At 60.8% G+C, this 16,056-nt stretch carries 10 protein-coding genes and 1 pseudogene; 5 read left to right on the top strand and 6 right to left on the bottom strand.

The features are described 5' to 3' along the window. Window positions 1–364: 364 nt before the first annotated feature. Both QRN22_RS12575 and gbca read right to left on the bottom strand, forming a co-directional pair. A complete protein-coding gene (locus tag QRN22_RS12575) occupies window positions 365–4,321 on the bottom strand; it encodes a hypothetical protein (RefSeq protein ID WP_052493791.1) in 3,957 nt (1,318 codons plus the stop codon). A gap of 312 nt (window positions 4,322–4,633) precedes the next feature. After that, the gene (gene gbca / locus QRN22_RS12570) at window positions 4,634–5,926 is read right to left on the bottom strand and encodes a glycine betaine monooxygenase oxygenase subunit (protein ID WP_042553857.1); all 1,293 of its coding nucleotides are present in this window, start codon (window positions 5,924–5,926) and stop codon (window positions 4,634–4,636) included. A gap of 356 nt (window positions 5,927–6,282) precedes the next feature. Between gbca and gbcB the strand changes: the two genes are divergently transcribed. Then, window positions 6,283–7,383, top strand: coding sequence for a glycine betaine monooxygenase reductase subunit (gene gbcB / locus QRN22_RS12565; protein WP_042553858.1), 1,101 nt, complete (start codon window positions 6,283–6,285; stop codon window positions 7,381–7,383). A gap of 1,286 nt (window positions 7,384–8,669) precedes the next feature. Here gbcB and QRN22_RS12560 read toward each other — a convergent pair. The 4 genes and pseudogenes from QRN22_RS12560 to QRN22_RS12545 all read right to left on the bottom strand — a co-directional run. Further along, window positions 8,670–8,789 (bottom strand): annotated as a pseudogene (locus QRN22_RS12560) (threonine aldolase); the annotation flags it as partial. A 106-nt stretch (window positions 8,790–8,895) separates the two neighbouring features. After that, on the bottom strand, window positions 8,896–9,357 hold the full coding sequence (locus tag QRN22_RS12555; RefSeq protein WP_082045784.1) for a hypothetical protein: 462 nt from the start codon (window positions 9,355–9,357) through the stop codon (window positions 8,896–8,898). A 49-nt stretch (window positions 9,358–9,406) separates the two neighbouring features. Continuing rightward, window positions 9,407–10,555 carry a PAAR domain-containing protein gene (locus QRN22_RS12550; protein WP_082045782.1) on the bottom strand — a complete coding sequence of 383 codons (1,149 nt, stop codon included), beginning with the start codon at window positions 10,553–10,555 and terminating at the stop codon, window positions 9,407–9,409. Window positions 10,556–10,833: 278 nt separating this feature from the next. Continuing rightward, complete coding sequence (locus QRN22_RS12545) at window positions 10,834–11,874, bottom strand: threonine aldolase family protein (protein ID WP_042553859.1); 1,041 nt, start codon at window positions 11,872–11,874, stop codon at window positions 10,834–10,836. A 201-nt stretch (window positions 11,875–12,075) separates the two neighbouring features. Between QRN22_RS12545 and QRN22_RS12540 the strand changes: the two genes are divergently transcribed. The 4 genes from QRN22_RS12540 to QRN22_RS12525 all read left to right on the top strand — a co-directional run bounded on the left by QRN22_RS12540 (window position 12,076) and on the right by QRN22_RS12525 (window position 16,007). Continuing rightward, window positions 12,076–12,375, top strand: coding sequence for a hypothetical protein (locus tag QRN22_RS12540; RefSeq protein WP_042553860.1), 300 nt, complete (start codon window positions 12,076–12,078; stop codon window positions 12,373–12,375). Window positions 12,376–12,509: 134 nt separating this feature from the next. Then, window positions 12,510–13,220 carry a TraX family protein gene (locus QRN22_RS12535; RefSeq protein WP_156152703.1) on the top strand — a complete coding sequence of 237 codons (711 nt, stop codon included), beginning with the start codon at window positions 12,510–12,512 and terminating at the stop codon, window positions 13,218–13,220. 168 nt (window positions 13,221–13,388) lie between these two features. After that, window positions 13,389–14,642 (top strand): serine hydroxymethyltransferase, encoded by a 1,254-nt coding sequence (gene glyA / locus QRN22_RS12530; protein WP_042553862.1) that lies wholly within the window; start codon window positions 13,389–13,391, stop codon window positions 14,640–14,642. A gap of 114 nt (window positions 14,643–14,756) precedes the next feature. After that, complete coding sequence (locus tag QRN22_RS12525; protein WP_042553863.1) at window positions 14,757–16,007, top strand: sarcosine oxidase subunit beta family protein; 1,251 nt, start codon at window positions 14,757–14,759, stop codon at window positions 16,005–16,007. Window positions 16,008–16,056 lie beyond the last annotated feature (49 nt).

The following is a 16,056-nucleotide window of genomic DNA, read 5'->3' as shown; positions in this document are numbered from 1 at the left end:
AAGCGCCACCCTACGGTTGATGCCCCTGGGGGTAGGGTGGGCTTCAGCCCACCACCGACAACGCCCACAGCCCGAAGCTCCGAGCCGCATGCTCTGAATAGCCAGCCACCATCGGTGTTGATGGCTTTGGTGGGCTAAAGCGCCACCCTACGGTTGATGCCCCTGGGGGTAGGGTGGGCTTCAGCCCACCACCGACAACGCCCACAGCCCGAAGCTCCGAGCCGCATGCTCTGAATAGCCAGCCACCATCGGCGTTGATGGCTTTGGTGGGCTAAAGCGCCACCCTACGGTTGAGGCCCCTGGGGAGTAGGGTGGGCTTCAGCCCACCAGAGGAGTCCATTGCCAATCGAACCGTTCTGGCCAATCAACCGCGCATCACCCGCCAGGCCGGTGTGTTTTCGTTGGGGTTGTAGGTCAGCTCGCTCTTGTCGGTTTTCTCCACGCCGATGGCTTTCAACCAGGTTTCCAGGTCGCCGGTACTGATCTTGCCGTCACGTTTGTCGTTCTTGGCCAGGTTGTCGAGCTGGTCGAAGAAGCCCTGATTGTCGAGCAGGAAGCGCGCCGCCTCCTTCTCGGCGTCGCTGCCATCGCCGTTGGCGATCTTCTCCAGGTCCTTCTTGCTGACGATGGCGTCCTTGCCGTTCCAGTCGTCCCAGCGATCACGGATGGTGTCGATGATGCCCTTGTGCTCGTCGAAGAAGGCGCGGTCGTACTGGTCCTCATGGGCGCCGACCATCTTCAGCCAGGTATTGAGATCGTTGGTGCTTACCTTGCCATCCTGGCCTCCCTTGCCCCACTGGGTATCGAGCTGGTCGAAGAACTCGCTGTTGTCGAGCAGGAAGCGTGCGGCCGCCTTCTCTGCGTCGCTGCCGTCGCCGTTGGCGATCTTTTCCAGGTCCTTCTTGCTGACGATGGCGTCCTTGCCGTTCCAGTCGTCCCAGCGCTCGCGGATGGTGTGCATGACTTCGCGATTGTCCTGATAGAAGTCCTTGTCGAACTTGGCCAGGTGCATGTCGTCATCCAGACGGTTGATGGATGAGCCACCTTCCTGGGGCGTTTCCTTGAAGTGCTCCCATTCATCCTTCTGGTAGTCGTAGATGCTCTGCCCTGCCGGGGCGTCGCGGCCTTCGTACTCGTAGAAGCTGTAGCGCGCGTACTCGAGCTTGTCGCCCCAGTCTTCCTGGGTCAGGCCGAGTTCGGCGAGATCCTTGAACCACTGGCCTTCCTTGTCGGTGGCTTTCTGTTTTTTCTCGTGGTCGACGAAGATGCCGATAATACCGGCGATCAGCCCGAGGCCCGCGGTGATCAGAAACAGCGGGCCGGTCGCTCCAGCCAGCGCGCCGATGCTGGCGAACAGGCCGGCGGTGCCGATCACGCCGGCCGTTGTGCCCGCCACGCCGCTGATGATCTGCAGGGCACCAGCCGCCTTGCCCATATCGCTGTTGTTGGCGATGGCGTCCTTGATGGCGTAGCCGCCCATGACGATATCCGCAACGCTGAGAATGTCCGGTGCCACGCCCAGCACCTTGGTCAGCGTGCCGCCAATCTTTGCCGCCAGGCCGGGCTTGATGGACGGCACGTCTACCGCGCCGTTGGGGCTCAGGGCGTCGCGAACGGTCGCGTTGTCGACGACGCTCTGCGCCGGAGGATTGTTGCGGATGGCATCGTTGATCGGTTCGATGGCGTCATCGAGCACGTCCGCTGCGGGTGGTGGGCGGTTGTCCTGCTCGTACATCTGTTCGATGGCCTGACGATCCAGCTCCACGTCTGCACCGGGTGCCGCCGAGGCACGCTCACTCATCACCCGCTCGAAGGATTCGACACTGGGTGGAGCGATATTGCGCTCTTCGAAGAACTCCACCGCATCTTCGTAGACCGAATAGCCTGAGGATGTCGTGGAGGGCGGCAGCGGACGACTGGCTGCGTTTTCCAGGTGATCGGCGAACTCGAGAATCGAAGCATCGTCGGGCACCTGCCCCAGACCCGCCGCGGCCTGTCTTTCGGCGATGCTCTGATTGATGGTGTCCTCGGTTATCACGAGGTTCTGCTCGTTGGCGAGCTGATTGAGGCTGTTGTAGCGCGAGTAGTCTGCGGGTGGATTGCCGCCGGCACGCTGGACGACGTCGTCCAGCAGGGCGCGAATGCCGTCGTCGTCCAGGGGGCCGATGCCTGCGGCTTCAGCCGAAAGCCTGACCTGATCGAGTACGTTGCCGCCGCCACCACCATTCAGCGAGCCGAGCTCGATGACGCTGTTGGCGCGGCTCTCTACCGCGTCGGGGATACCGGAGATGCCGCGTTCGCGCAGGAAGCCTTCGATCTTCTTGCCGATCGTGCCATTTTCCTTGCCCCAGATTTCCGGCAGCGTTTTGCTCAGGCCCAGCAGTTCGGCGGTATTGGTCTTGGTGAACTTGTCGAAGATCTTGGTCTTTTCGAACTGCGCACCGCCACTGAGGAAGGTGATGAAATCCTTGGCGATGGCCAGGCGTTCCAATGGCTCGTCGGACAGTTGACCGTTCTTGGCCGAAAGCATGTAAATCGCGCCGCCCAGCGAGCCGAACGCGGAGATGGTACCAAGTACGCCGTACTGGTTGAGCGTGCCTATGGCCCTGGTGAAGTCATCCTTGCTGACTTCCGCCGGGATGTATTTGGTTTGTAGCTGCTGGTCGAAATCAGCCTGGCTGATGGTGCCGTTGTTGAGCTGATTGCTGAGCTCGACGAAGTCGGCCATCTTGGTCTTGTCGTTGAGCAGTTCGTTGTAGAACTTCTCGATGCTGTCCTGGACGCGGCGAGGGATGTCGGCGGACTTGAGCACGGTCTTTATCAGCGCCCCCATGTCCTTGTAGGCCATCTCCTTGTATTCGTCGGGGATCGCTCCAGGGTCGCCGACCAGGGTATCGATCTCGACCAGGATACTGTTCTGCTTGAGCTCCGACTCGGCCTTGCGGGCGCGCTCCGGGTCGAGCAGTTCGAGGCTCGAAGCGAGGCGGGCGACTTCCGATTGGCCCTCGCTGTCGAGCCCCTGTTTCTTCATGTCCGCGAGGTATTCGACGAAGTCCAGACTGGTCAGGGTTTCGTAGATCTCGTCGGCCAGCTTGGTCTTGTCCTCGCCGCTGATTTTCTCGATGGCACTGTCCAGCTCGGCCTGGAATTCCTTGCCGATCTTGTCCTTCTCGCCGTCGCCGCTGGTGAACATTTCGCTGAGCAGCTTATCCACCGAGTTGCCGTTGAGGATGTCCTGCATATCCTCTTCGCTCAGCGTCTCGCCATCGGTGTCGAACTTTCGCCAGGTGGTGTCGCCACCGCGTGGGTCTTCGATGTAGGGCGTGATGCGGTGCCCGCTTTCCATGGCTGCCTTGGCCTCGATGGCCTTGACCAGCTTGTAGACGTCGCTGTCCTTGTCGACCTTGCCGTCGTCGATGAGCTTCTTGTACTTGTCGAGCAGGTTCTTGGTGGCCAGCTCGACCACCGTCATCTCTTCCTTGTCGTCCTTGTTGGCCTTCTCGCCGCTGCTCTGGCCGAGCAGATCCAGTGCATCGAGGTCGGGCAGGTCGTACTTGTCACGAAGGTCCTGGATCGAGTCGCCGCCTTTGACGTGGTCACTCCACATCCCGGCGACCCGGTCGTACATTTCCTTGTTTTCGTGTTCGGATACGACGTACTTCTTGCCGTCCTTGGTCTCGAACTGGATGACCCCGTTGCCGAACTCGTCCGGGCTACCCCAGACGGCAATGTCGTGCTCGGCCACATAGGTGTCGGCACCGGCGACTTCACGGCCATCGGCCACGCGCTGCTCGAGGGTATAGCGTGACAGGCCGATCTGCTGCACCGAAGCGAACAGCTCTGGGGTCAGTGCTTTGGAGACGCTGACGGTTTCGCCGTTGGTGGTGATGTAGGTGATCACCTCGGTGTCTTCGAGATTGTCCTGCCACTTGAACTGGGTGTAGTCGCCCGCCTTCTGCACCTCGGTATTGCGGTCGGCGATGGCGTGGTCGTCGCCCATCGCCGCGACCACCTGGGCCTTCTGCTCGGGGGACTGGTTGAGGGCATGCAGGTTGAGCAGGAACTTGTACAGCTCGGGATTGACCGAGCGGTCCACCACCACGCCCTGACCATCCAACTGGTAACGGATCTTTCCATCCTTGGGCGCTTCGACCTGGGTCTTGTCCACTGGCGGCCACGTCTCGTTGTCGGTGGCGACGCGGTCTTCCTTGGGCTTGGGATTACCTTCGGCCTTCAGGCTCAGACGCATGACGTTGTCGAAACGCAGGCCGTCACCGCCTGCCTGATCGTTGGGGCCTTTGCTCAGTGGTTTCACGCTCACGGTGGTTTCCTCGCGAAAGTGGAAGCGCGTGGCCGGGCTGCTTCGCAGAGAAAACCGCGTGTGTGCCGATGGCCGGGACTGCCTCGATTGTTTCGCTTACGGGCGTGAAATGCTGTGAAACATTCCGTTCATAAATCGAACGGGCAGGGAGAGGCCCCGCGGAGCATTGGTAGGTTAAAGGCGATAGCCGCCGTTCGTAGTCGGGCGCCAATTGGTGGGCTGAAGCCCACCCTACGGTTAGATGCGCGGCTGTAGGGTGGGCTTTAGCCCACCAAATCGAAGGTCCGCTATCGCCTTTTTGCAGCCCTTGTTTTACTGCGCCTTGACGTCGCGCAGGTAGGGCGCAGGCGCGGCGCCCAGGTTGTTGAGCATGCGGCCGCTGTACCAGTCGATGAAATTGACCACGCCGAACTCGTAGGTCTTCGAGTAGGGGCCGGGCTGGTAGGCGGTGGAGTTGATGCCGCGCTGGTTCTCTTCGGCCAGGCGGCGATCCTGGTCGTTGGTGGCATCCCATACCTGGCGCAGGCGGGCCACGTCGTAGTCGACGCCTTCGACGGCATCCTTGTGCACCAACCACTTGGTGGTGACCATGGTTTCCTGGGCACTGATCGGCCACACCGTGAAGACGATCATGTGATCGCCCATGCAGTGGTTCCACGAGTGCGGCAGGTGGAGGATGCGCATCGAGCCCAGGTCGGGGTTCTGGATGCGGCCCATCAGCTTCTGGCTGCCCTGCTTGCCATCCATGGTCATGGACACGGTGCCTTTGAGCAGGGGCATGCGCACGATGCGGTTACGCAGGCCGAAACCCGCGTGCAGGTAAGGAATCTTCTCGGCCTCCCACTTGGCCGCGGACTCGGCGACATGATCCTTGAAGGACTGGCTGGCGCGCGGGTCGTTGGTGTCGTCCCATTCCAGCAGGGTGTTGAGCAGTTCCGGGTGCGAACCGTTGCAGTGGTAGCACTCGCGGTTGTTCTCCAGCACCAGCTTCCAGTTGGCCTTCTCGTACAGGTTGGTCTGCACCGCCACCTTGGCGTTCTCCATGTCGTACGGTTCCATGTAGTGCGACAGGGTGGCGAGGAATTCGTCGATGGCCGGTGGGTTCTCGGCCAGGGAGATGAAGATGTAGCCGCCAGCGGTCTTGCAGCTCACCGGCTTGAGGTTGTAGTCCTTGAGGTCGAAGTCGGCGCCCATTTCGGTACCGGCGAACAGCAGGCGGCCATCCAGCTCGTAGGTCCACTGATGGTAGGGGCAGACCAGCTTGGCCACCTTGCCCTTGTCGCTGGTGCACAGGCGCGAGCCGCGATGCCTGCAGACATTGTGGAAGGCATGCACGCTGCCCTCGGCACCGCGGATGACGATGATCGGGTTGTTGCCGATCTGCAGCGTCAGGTAATTACCCTTGGTGGGGATCTCGCAGGTCATGCCGGCGATCAGCCATTCCTTGTGGAAGATCTCCTGCATGTCGAGCTGGAACATGCGTTCGTCGTTATAGAACGGCTGTGGCAGGGAAAAGGTGCGCTCGCGGTTCTGCAGCATGTCGGCGGCTGCGGCGCGTGCCGGTTCCAGCGGGTCGCCAAGGCTCAGTGTGGAGGTGACGGTCATCGGAGAACTCCTCGTGGCGAGCGCGCTGCGCTGGCCGTGAAAGTGGCTATTGCGGTGGTACGCAAGGTGGCGCATCGCACCCCTGGGCGCCTGCCGATTGGCGCTTTTCAGAGGGGGCTGCGGCTGGCGCTCTTATCCTGTTCGGCTGGGGGCGAGTGTGGAGCCGGGCGCGGCGTGAACCTTATCCATGGGCGACATGGCCGAATCATTTCCCGACTCGGTAGGCCAGTGTCTACGGGGCAGGTCGCCGTTAGCATGCCGATGTCGCTGGCAGGTAAATGAACGACAGGTGCGTTGCGCACAATCGCGGCAGAGACAGGGCCGGTGAGCGGCCTGCTTGCGCGAGAGAAACGACCATGTCGAACGAATTCCTCTATCCCGTCACTACCCAGACCTGGAGCAATGGCCGCCACGTGGTGCGCTGCGTCAAGGTCATCCAGGAAACATGGGATGTGCGCACCTTCTGCTTCATGGCCGACCAGCCGGTGCTGTTCTTCTTCAAGCCGGGTCAGTTCGTCACCCTGGAGCTGGAGATCGAAGGCCGGCCGGTGATGCGCTCCTACACCATCTCCAGCTCACCCTCGGTGCCCTACAGCTTCTCCATCACCATCAAGCGGGTACCGGGCGGCAAGGTGTCCAACTGGTTGCACGACAACCTGTCCGAAGGCCAGGAGCTGGCGGTGCATGGTCCGGTCGGGCTGTTCAATGCCATCGATTTTCCGGCGGACAAGGTGCTGTTTCTCAGTGGCGGGGTGGGCATCACCCCGGTGATGTCGATGGCCCGCTGGTTCTACGACACCAATGCCAACGTCGACATGGTCTTCGTGCACAGCGCGCGCTCGCCCAAGGACATCATCTACCACCGTGAGCTGGAGCACATGGCGGCGCGGATCAACAACTTCAATCTGCACGTGATCTGCGAGAAGCATGGTCTGGGCGAAGCCTGGTCGGGCTATCGCGGCTACCTCAACGAGCCCATGTTGCAGCTGATGGCGCCGGACTATCTGCAGCGGGAGATCTTCTGCTGCGGGCCTACGCCCTACATGGCGGCGGTCAAGCGGCTGCTCGAGGCCAAGGGCTTCGATATGAGCCGCTACCACGAGGAGGCCTTCGGCCCGGTACCGGCAGACGTGCGCGAGGAGGTCAAGGAACTGGCCGAGCAGGCTGCCGATGCGCCGGACGTGCCGGCTGCAGATCTCAATCAGGTGGCATTCACCAGCACCGGCAAGAGCATTCAGGTCGGCCCTGGCGAGACGGTGCACGCGGCGGCGGCGAAGCTCGGGCTGCATATCCCCAAGGCATGCGGGATGGGGATTTGCGGAACCTGCAAGGTACTGAAGACGGCCGGCGATGTGGATATGGAGCACAACGGCGGGATCACCGACGAGGACGTGGCCGAGGGATACATCCTGTCCTGCTGCAGCGTGCCACGTAACGACGTGAGCATCGATTACTGACCGCTCCAGTCATTGGTCATAAAGTAGACAGCTTTGCCTGGGCCACGCAGCGCCTGGGCTGCAGGCGGTGTCGAACAGCTTATCCACAGCCGGGCACACAGTAATTGTGCGCAAGCTTGCTGGTTGATCGCTGCCCTGCTTCTGCAGATCACCTGGCGGTGTCAACTGCCAGGCCTCACCTGGCGTGGCGACGCGGGAGGCGATCGAAAATGCGCCAATTACCGACAGGCTTCGCAGGCGTTGACGCCTGGCCATCGCTGGACAGGTTATCCACAAGTGTATGCACAACTATTATGAATAACTTGCAGCCCTGCTCAGGTTGGCGGCGGCCTTGGTGGATACGTCAACCTCATGAAATCGTTCGTTTTTTGATCGCTGGCCTGCAAGCAGCGTGGATACTGGCCTGTAGGCGAGTGGCGACAGGTTATTCACAGCTTGATCCACGGACTTTGGGGGAAAGCGGGTCGCTGGATCAGTCATCTGTACACAGCCCCGCTCTTTATCGGGCGTCATCGGCAGCGCCGTCGCCCTGGCTCGGGCCCCTGTTCAGAAAATGATCATTGCGCTGAGGGCGCCGTATTCGGTGGCGTGCAGCCCGGTCTGAACACCTTATGCACAGGTAAGCGCACAGCTTCTGTGTGTAGATAACTTTCCAACCTGTTGAAATCGAACGTTTTTCAACCGAATCGCTGCAGCCCTCTGGTAGCGGGGTGTGTAGCGGTTTACCTACAGTTTATCCCCGTCATCATCCACGGATTGTGGGGACGGCTGTCCACAATGCGCCGGCAACGCTGCAAAGGTGCTGTGGATGAATCGACCGTCAAATGGGCTGATCAAAAAAAGATCAGCTCCCTGCAGGCGCCGTGGTATTTGGGCTGCAGCTACATATGCACAGCTTGTGAAAGGGTTGCTGCACAGTGAATGTGCGTAACCCGTAAGACAACTCATTGAAATAGAACGTTTTTTGTACGAATCGCCAGAGGCGCCGAACTGCCTGGCGTGTAGCCCGTTGCCGACAGCTTATCCACACCATCGTCCACGTGATCTGGGGATGGTGTCGGTGTTTATCCCCAGTCGCCTGAAATCGCCTCTTATCAGCAGAAGTTATGCCGCCAAGGATGCTGTCGCTCGCGAACTGCAGCGCAGCTGTGCTGATTCCCGCGCACCGACAGGCCGTGGCTTTTATCCACAGAGTGCCTGAGACGTGTGGGAGGTTTTGCGAGGAGGGTGGGTGGATCAGGCGAGCGCCGCGATCCACCTTGTTTGCTTGCCGTCCGACCGTGCGCTTAGCCGGCCATGACCTCGCGGATATCCGCGGCCAGCTGACGGACGCGGGCTTCCTCGGTGTCCCAGGAGCACATGAAGCGTGCGCCACCGGCGCCGATGAAGGTGTAGAAGCGCCAGCCGTCGCTCAAATAGCTTCGCGGTCAACGTAGCGAACTGGCGCAAGGCTGGGACCTCGCCCCTGGAGGGATCTTGGGGCGGCACGAGTTGACCGCAGGGAGCTAAGGCTTATGGGGTGGGCAAGGGCTTGCAGCGCCACTCATGCGTGCCCTCTATTCGTTCAGCGTCTCTAACAGACCAGTTGCCAGCCTCATCGATCAAACAGAAGCGTTTGTAGAACCAGGCTCTTCGATTTTTCTGGTCGCCGGCCTGTAGAAAAACTTCATAAATATCTGGCTTGAGCGTTTGAGGTGGCACCTGGTTTTCTAAGGAAACAATAGGTTGGCCATATTCGATGCAGGTGTCCGATCGTAGTCGTAAGGTAGAACTTGTGGCACCGGGTGGTGTACTGGCTTCCCAGACTTGAGCCGACGGACGATTGACTTGAACCGCATATAGCACGACATGATTTTGATCGAGGCTAGCCTTGCGGGAAAACAAACCAGGCACTTCATAAGTTTCGTCGGCGCCTATGCATAGCGCGCCATTGCGTATCCATACGCGAGCGTCACCATCGTGGTGTCGAGACATTGCATGCCCGTCACATAGAAAGCCGAAGACCATTACGGAGAGTAGAGCGCTACGGTAGCAGTTTGCGGTCATTTGGATTGCTCAGGAAATCGCTAAGGACGCTCTTGTAAATATCTATGCTGGTTACTCGGCGACCGCTGGCGCTCCTTGTGGAGTTACCGGCCGACCAACAATAGTAATCGGCGATGACATCGCCTTGCTGTTCCATATTGAAATCTTGCAATTTATCGCCCGGCTTCAGTTCGTACTGATAAGGGTCACCCAGAAGCCCCCAAAGTTTGCCAGGGTGCAGCAGAAGACCATGTAGTTTCACCCAATACCCCAGTTGGTACTGCCATACATGCACCATCTCGTGTATGAACCAATGTTGGTCATTAGGCAGAAGGGAGAAGTCTTCTTTGTAGTAGTCGGGGTTGAAATACATCTCGCCATTCGGGGTCATCGCAGTATTGTCTGGCTGTAGCCCGAACGGCAGGTATTCCTCGCTGTGGATCTTGATCTTGGTGTAATCCACCGAGTCTTTGAACAGGCTTTGCGCCATGGCTAGCTCGCCACTGGTCAGCATCCGGAAACTGTCGCTTTTGCTCACTGATAAAGGCGGTACTTTCGCTCCAGCACTTGCGGCGGTTTGCACGCCATTTAGAGGAATTGATAATCCATTCGATTGGGCCGGGGCGTGCCGATCGCAGCAGTTCGTAGTGAGGGCCGGTGGCAGCAGGTTCACACTGGCAATGGCCATTTGCGTGAGCGTTCGTATAGGTTGGGTAGTGCCAGATGCATTGGTAATCCCTTTCTGAATCGAACCATCTTCCAGGATCACCCTATATGGTAGGCACGAATAGGGTTGGCCATTAGATGCAGAGAGTTGCAACTGGCAACTAAAGGCTCCAGGCATCGGCACAGGAGGGGTGAAGGGGGCAGGGATGTGCTGATTACCAACCAGTACATCTCCAGATCCCGTAATAATTGTGCCTCCATGACTGGTCGAACTGCCAAGAAAAGCGATGGGTAATCCATTGACCAGAATGGTGCTCATGCCTTCGGCTACAGTATCGCCACAAGCACTTCTATCTCCTACGCGCAGAGCCGGCAGGCCGTTGATCAAAACGTCAGGAGAGCCGGTAACGGTAGGGTTAGCGCCGTGCCCCGGGAGTTGGCAGGAGTCTTGATCGCTTTGGCGAGCTGCGGGCTTGGACATATATTTGCTTCCTGCAATAAGACCAGGCAGGCCTGGTTGGCTCCAGTGATCCGTTTACCTGGTGTTTAGAATGTACTCAATATTGCCCCAAACTACTGTTCTCATCCATGACGTGTGTCGTTTTTCACCGAAGCAGGGGCGCAGCGGGCAACCTAGTGTGTGGCTATTTCGTTTTTAAGCTGTTTGCTATGCATCTGTGCAGCGTTATGGAGGGCGATTCGCTTGTCTGGACTGGCAGGGCGCAGTACGCCCTGCCGTGGCCGGCCGGAGCGATGGGCTCAGGCGCTCATCACTTCGCGGATATCCGCGGCCAGCTGACGGACGCGGGCTTCCTCGGTGTCCCAGGAGCACATGAAGCGTGCGCCACCAGCACCGATGAAGGTGTAGAACCGCCAGCCGCGAGCGGTCAGGGCGGCGATGGCGGGTTCTGACATCTGCAGGAACACGCCGTTGGCCTCCACCGGGAACATCAGGCTCACGCCGGGCACGTCTTCCACCATCCTGGCGAGCAGTTGTGCGCAGTGGTTGGCGTGATTGGCATAGCGCAGCCAGGCGTCGTTTTGCAGGATGCCGACCCAGGGCGCCGACAGGTAGCGCATCTTCGAGGCGAGTTGCCCGGCCTGCTTGCAGCGGTAGTCGAAATCTTCGGCCAGCTCGCGGTTGAAGAACAGGATCGCTTCGCCGACTGCCATGCCGTTCTTGGTGCCGCCGAAGCAGAGTACGTCGACACCGGCTTTCCAGGTCAGGTCCGCCGGGCTGCAGCCGAGGAAGGCGCAAGCATTGGAGAAGCGCGCGCCGTCCATGTGCAGGTGTAGGCCGAGTTCCTCGCAGGTCTGGCTGATCGCGCGGATTTCTTCGGGGCTGTAAACGGTGCCGACTTCGGTGGCCTGGGTGAGGGTCACCACGCGGGGTTTGGGGTAGTGGATGTCCTTGCGCTTTAGCGCGATCTCGCGGATCGAGGCGGGCGTCAGTTTGCCCTGCTCGGTATGGGCGGTAAGCAGCTTGGAGCCGTTGGAGAAGAATTCCGGCGCGCCGCACTCGTCGGTCTCGACGTGGGCGGTCTCCGAGCAGATCACGCTGTGGTAGCTCTGGCACAGCGCGGAGAGCGCCAGGGAGTTGGCGGCGGTGCCGTTGAAGGCGAAGAACACGTCGCAGTCGGTTTCGAACAGGCTGCGGAAGTGGTCGGCGGCGCGGGCCGTCCATTCGTCGTCGCCATAGGCGCGCTGGTGGCCCTGATTGGCTTCTGCCATGGCTTCCCAGGCCTCGGGGCAGATGCCCGAGTAGTTGTCGCTGGCGAATTGCTGGGAGTTGTCGGGCATTGGAAAATCCTTGTCTGCTTCGCCCCAACCGGGCGTATGCCGCTACTTTAGCCCGCCTTGGCCAGCCTTAGAACTCGCTGGCGCGACATATTGTTCAGGGCTCGTCGAGGGCAATCATTCTGAACTCACGGCAGTCTGTGGGCTCACAAAGCAGAGAGTCGTAATCAAGGACTCGCCGATTCCAAGCTACAGGAGCCCACCATGAGCTACCGTCATCTGATCGCACTTTTCGCACCGCTCGCCTTCGCCTTGCCGGCCGTGGCAGCCGAACCCTGGTCCCCCGAAGCCAAGTCGACCTTCGTGCAGGAGTGCGTGAAAGGCGCCCAGTCCGGCCACTCGCAAGAGAAGCTGACGGCGTTCTGCGACTGCGCTGCGACCAAGGTCAGCGAGGAGTTCAGTGAGGCCGAAATGGCCGAGATGAGCAAGCAGGTGCCGCCGGATGCCGCGCTGCAGCAGCGCTTGGTCACGGCCTCGAGCAGCTGCAACACCAAACTGCAGTAAGCCTCGAACCGGCGGCGCAGGGTTTAGCCCTGCGCCGCCTTCTGATTTGCGTCGAGGCAGCCAGAGCCTCTACCGTGCAGCCTCATATCCCAGCGTGACGCGTGCACATGCCTCCAGCATCACTTGCTCAGCCAATGCCTTTCGGCCGTGACGCGGCCCTCGATCTGATCAAATGGCTGGCGCTGCTGACCATGCTGATCGATCACCTTCGCCATGTCTGGCCCTCCCTGTATTTCCTCTACGTACCTGGTCGTCTGGCCTTTCCATTGTTCTGTCTGGCCATTGCTGCCAACGTCGCGCGACCGAGAGTGGGTGATTCCGGCGCCGTATCGCTGAGTTATCTCGGCTGGTTGCTGCTGTTCTCGCTGCTATCGGAGTGGCCCTACCGGCTGCTGGTGCCCACGGCGGAATCGCTCAACGTGCTGCCGACCCTGGTGCTCGGCCTGCTGATCGCCAATGCGGTGCAGCGCCCGCAGCCCCAGGCCTGCTGGCTGGGTGGGGCGGCGCTGTTGATCGCCGTGTTCGGCCATGAGTGGCTGATGTTCGGCGCTTTCGGCGCGGTATTGCCGGCGGCGTTCCTGCTGGCGCTGCGCAAGCCTCATGGCGCCTGGCTGCTGCCGATGGTCTGCTGCCTGGCGGCCAACTACTGGGCGCCTTTCTATCGCGACGCCGCCCGGGGCGACCCGTTCGCCTGGAGCGTGCTCGCCATCTGCCTGTTCGCCCCGCTGGTCGGTCTGCTGCTGTTGCGCACCCGTCCGCCATTCCCGGTACCACCGGTACGACGCTGGGCCTATCTGTTCTATCCCGGACACTTTCTCGCGCTGGTCGCACTGCGCTTCATCTGAGTTTGCGGCATGTGCAATTGCGACACTCGGTCATGTCGCAAACGCAATCTCCCGTGGCGTGCATAGGCATCTGGTTCTCGAGGGCGAGTCATACCATCGCTGCAACAAGACTCATATCGAGCAACCGAGCCAGATGCGGCGCCTTCAGGCGCCTCGGGGAGATACGTGATGTTCAGCAAGCAAGATCAGATCCAGGGCTACGATGACGCACTGCTCAGCGCGATGAATGCCGAGGAGCGTCGTCAGGAACATCACATCGAACTGATCGCCTCGGAAAACTACACCAGCAAGCGGGTGATGGAGGCGCAGGGCAGCGGGCTGACCAACAAGTACGCCGAAGGCTATCCGGGCAAGCGCTACTACGGTGGTTGCGAGCATGTGGACAAGGTCGAGGCGCTGGCCATCGAGCGTGCCAAGCAGCTGTTCGGCGCCGATTACGCCAACGTGCAGCCGCACTCCGGCTCCTCGGCCAACTCTGCCGTGTACCTGGCGCTGTTGCAGCCCGGCGACACCATTCTCGGCATGAGCCTGGCCCATGGCGGCCACCTGACCCACGGGGCCAAGGTCAGCTCGTCCGGCAAGCTGTACAACGCCGTGCAGTACGGTATCGATACCGACACCGGGCTGATCGACTACGACGAAGTCGAGCGCCTGGCCATCGAGCACAAGCCGAAGATGGTCGTCGCCGGTTTCTCGGCTTACTCCAAGACCCTGGATTTCCCGCGTTTTCGTGCCATCGCCGACAAGGTCGGCGCCTACCTGTTCGTCGACATGGCCCACGTTGCCGGTCTCGTTGCGGCTGGTCTGTATCCGAACCCGATTCCCCTTGCGGACGTGGTCACCACCACCACCCACAAGACCCTGCGCGGGCCCCGTGGCGGCCTGATCCTCGCCAAGGCGAACGAAGAGATCGAGAAGAAACTCAACGCTGCGGTATTCCCCGGTGCCCAGGGCGGCCCGTTGATGCATGTGATCGCCGGCAAGGCGGTGTGCTTCAAGGAGGCGCTGGAGCCTGGCTTCAAGGATTACCAGGCGCAGGTCATCAAGAACGCCCAGGCCATGGCCGAGGTGTTCATCGAGCGTGGCTTCGATGTGGTGTCCGGTGGTACCGACAACCACCTGTTCCTGCTCTCGCTGATCAAGCAGGGCATCACCGGCAAGGATGCCGACGCAGCCCTCGGGCGCGCTGGCATCACGGTGAACAAGAACGCCGTGCCCAACGATCCGCAGTCACCGTTCGTGACCTCCGGCCTGCGTATCGGTACGCCAGCGGTCACCACCCGTGGTTTCAAGGAAGCCCAGTGCCGTGAACTGGCAGGCTGGATCGCCGACATCCTCGAGCATCTCGGCGATGCCGATGTCGAGGCTCAGGTAGCCGGCCTGGCTGCCGGTCTGTGTGCCGACTACCCGGTGTATCGCTAATTCGTAGGGTGGAAGGCGCTGTTTCCTTCCACCGCGCATCGGTGGATCGGTAAAGCGTGATCCACCCTACGGGCCGCCAGCCAGACGGCAACACCCAGAATTCAGGAGTCTCCCATGCAGCGCTATTCCGGCTTCGGCCTGTTCAAGCATTCCTTCAGTCACCACGAAAACTGGCAACGCATGTGGCGCAATCCGACTCCCAAACCGGTGTATGACGTGATCATCGTCGGCGGTGGCGGGCATGGCCTGGCCACAGCCTACTACCTGGCCAAGGAGTTCGGCGTGAAGAACGTCGCCGTGGTCGAGAAGGGCTGGTTGGGTGGCGGCAACACCGCACGTAACACCACCATCGTGCGTTCCAACTACCTGTGGGACGAGTCCGCGCACCTCTACGAGCACGCGATGAAGTTGTGGGAAGGTCTATCGCAAGACCTGAACTACAACGTCATGTTTTCCCAGCGCGGTGTGTTCAATCTCGGCCACACCTTGCAGGACATGCGTGACATCGAGCGCCGCGTCAGCGCCAACCGCCTCAATGGGATCGATGGCGAGGTGGTCGATGCCAAGCAGGTGGCGGAGATGATTCCCTACCTCGATTGCTCGAAGAACACCCGTTACCCGGTCCTCGGTGCCTCGCTGCAGCGCCGCGGTGGCGTCGCCCGTCACGACGCCGTGGCCTGGGGTTTCGCCCGCGCCGCCGACGCCTTGGGCGTCGACCTGATCCAGCAGACCGAAGTCATTGGCTTTCGCAAGCAGGACGGCGCGGTGATCGGCGTGGAAACCAGCAAGGGCTTCATCGGCGCCAAGCGCGTCGGCGTGGTCGCTGCCGGTAACTCCGGTCACCTGGCCAAGCTCGCCGGCTTCCGCCTGCCGCTGGAATCGCACCCGCTGCAGGCGCTGGTCTCCGAGCCGATCAAACCCATCATCGACACGGTGATCATGTCCAACGCCGTGCACGGTTACATCAGCCAGTCTGACAAGGGCGACTTGGTCATCGGCGCCGGGATTGACGGCTACAACGGCTACGGCCAGCGCGGTTCCTATCCGACCATCGAACACACCCTGCAGGCCATCGTCGAGATGTTCCCGGTGCTCTCGCGGGTGCGCATGAACCGTCAGTGGGGCGGCATCGTCGACACCACGCCGGACGCCTGCCCGATCATCGCCAAGACCCCGGTGAAGAACCTGTTCTTCAACTGCGGCTGGGGCACCGGTGGCTTCAAGGCCACGCCAGGCTCGGGCAACGTGTTCGCGGCCAGCCTGGCCAAGGGCGAGATGCATCCGCTGGCCAAGGCCTTCTCCATCGAGCGCTTCCACAACGGTGCGCTGATCGACGAGCACGGCGCAGCCGGTGTGGCGCACTGATTTTGGCGCCCTCTCTCGCTGAGAGAGGGACGATGGTTTTCTGGAGGTA

It is taken from the genome of Pseudomonas sp. MEJ086 (assembly GCF_030209025.1).
GTDB classification, from domain to species: domain Bacteria; phylum Pseudomonadota; class Gammaproteobacteria; order Pseudomonadales; family Pseudomonadaceae; genus Aquipseudomonas; species Aquipseudomonas fulva_A.
The sequence above is the reverse complement of the archived record's forward strand: the minus strand, read 5'-3'. Positions and strand labels throughout refer to the sequence as shown.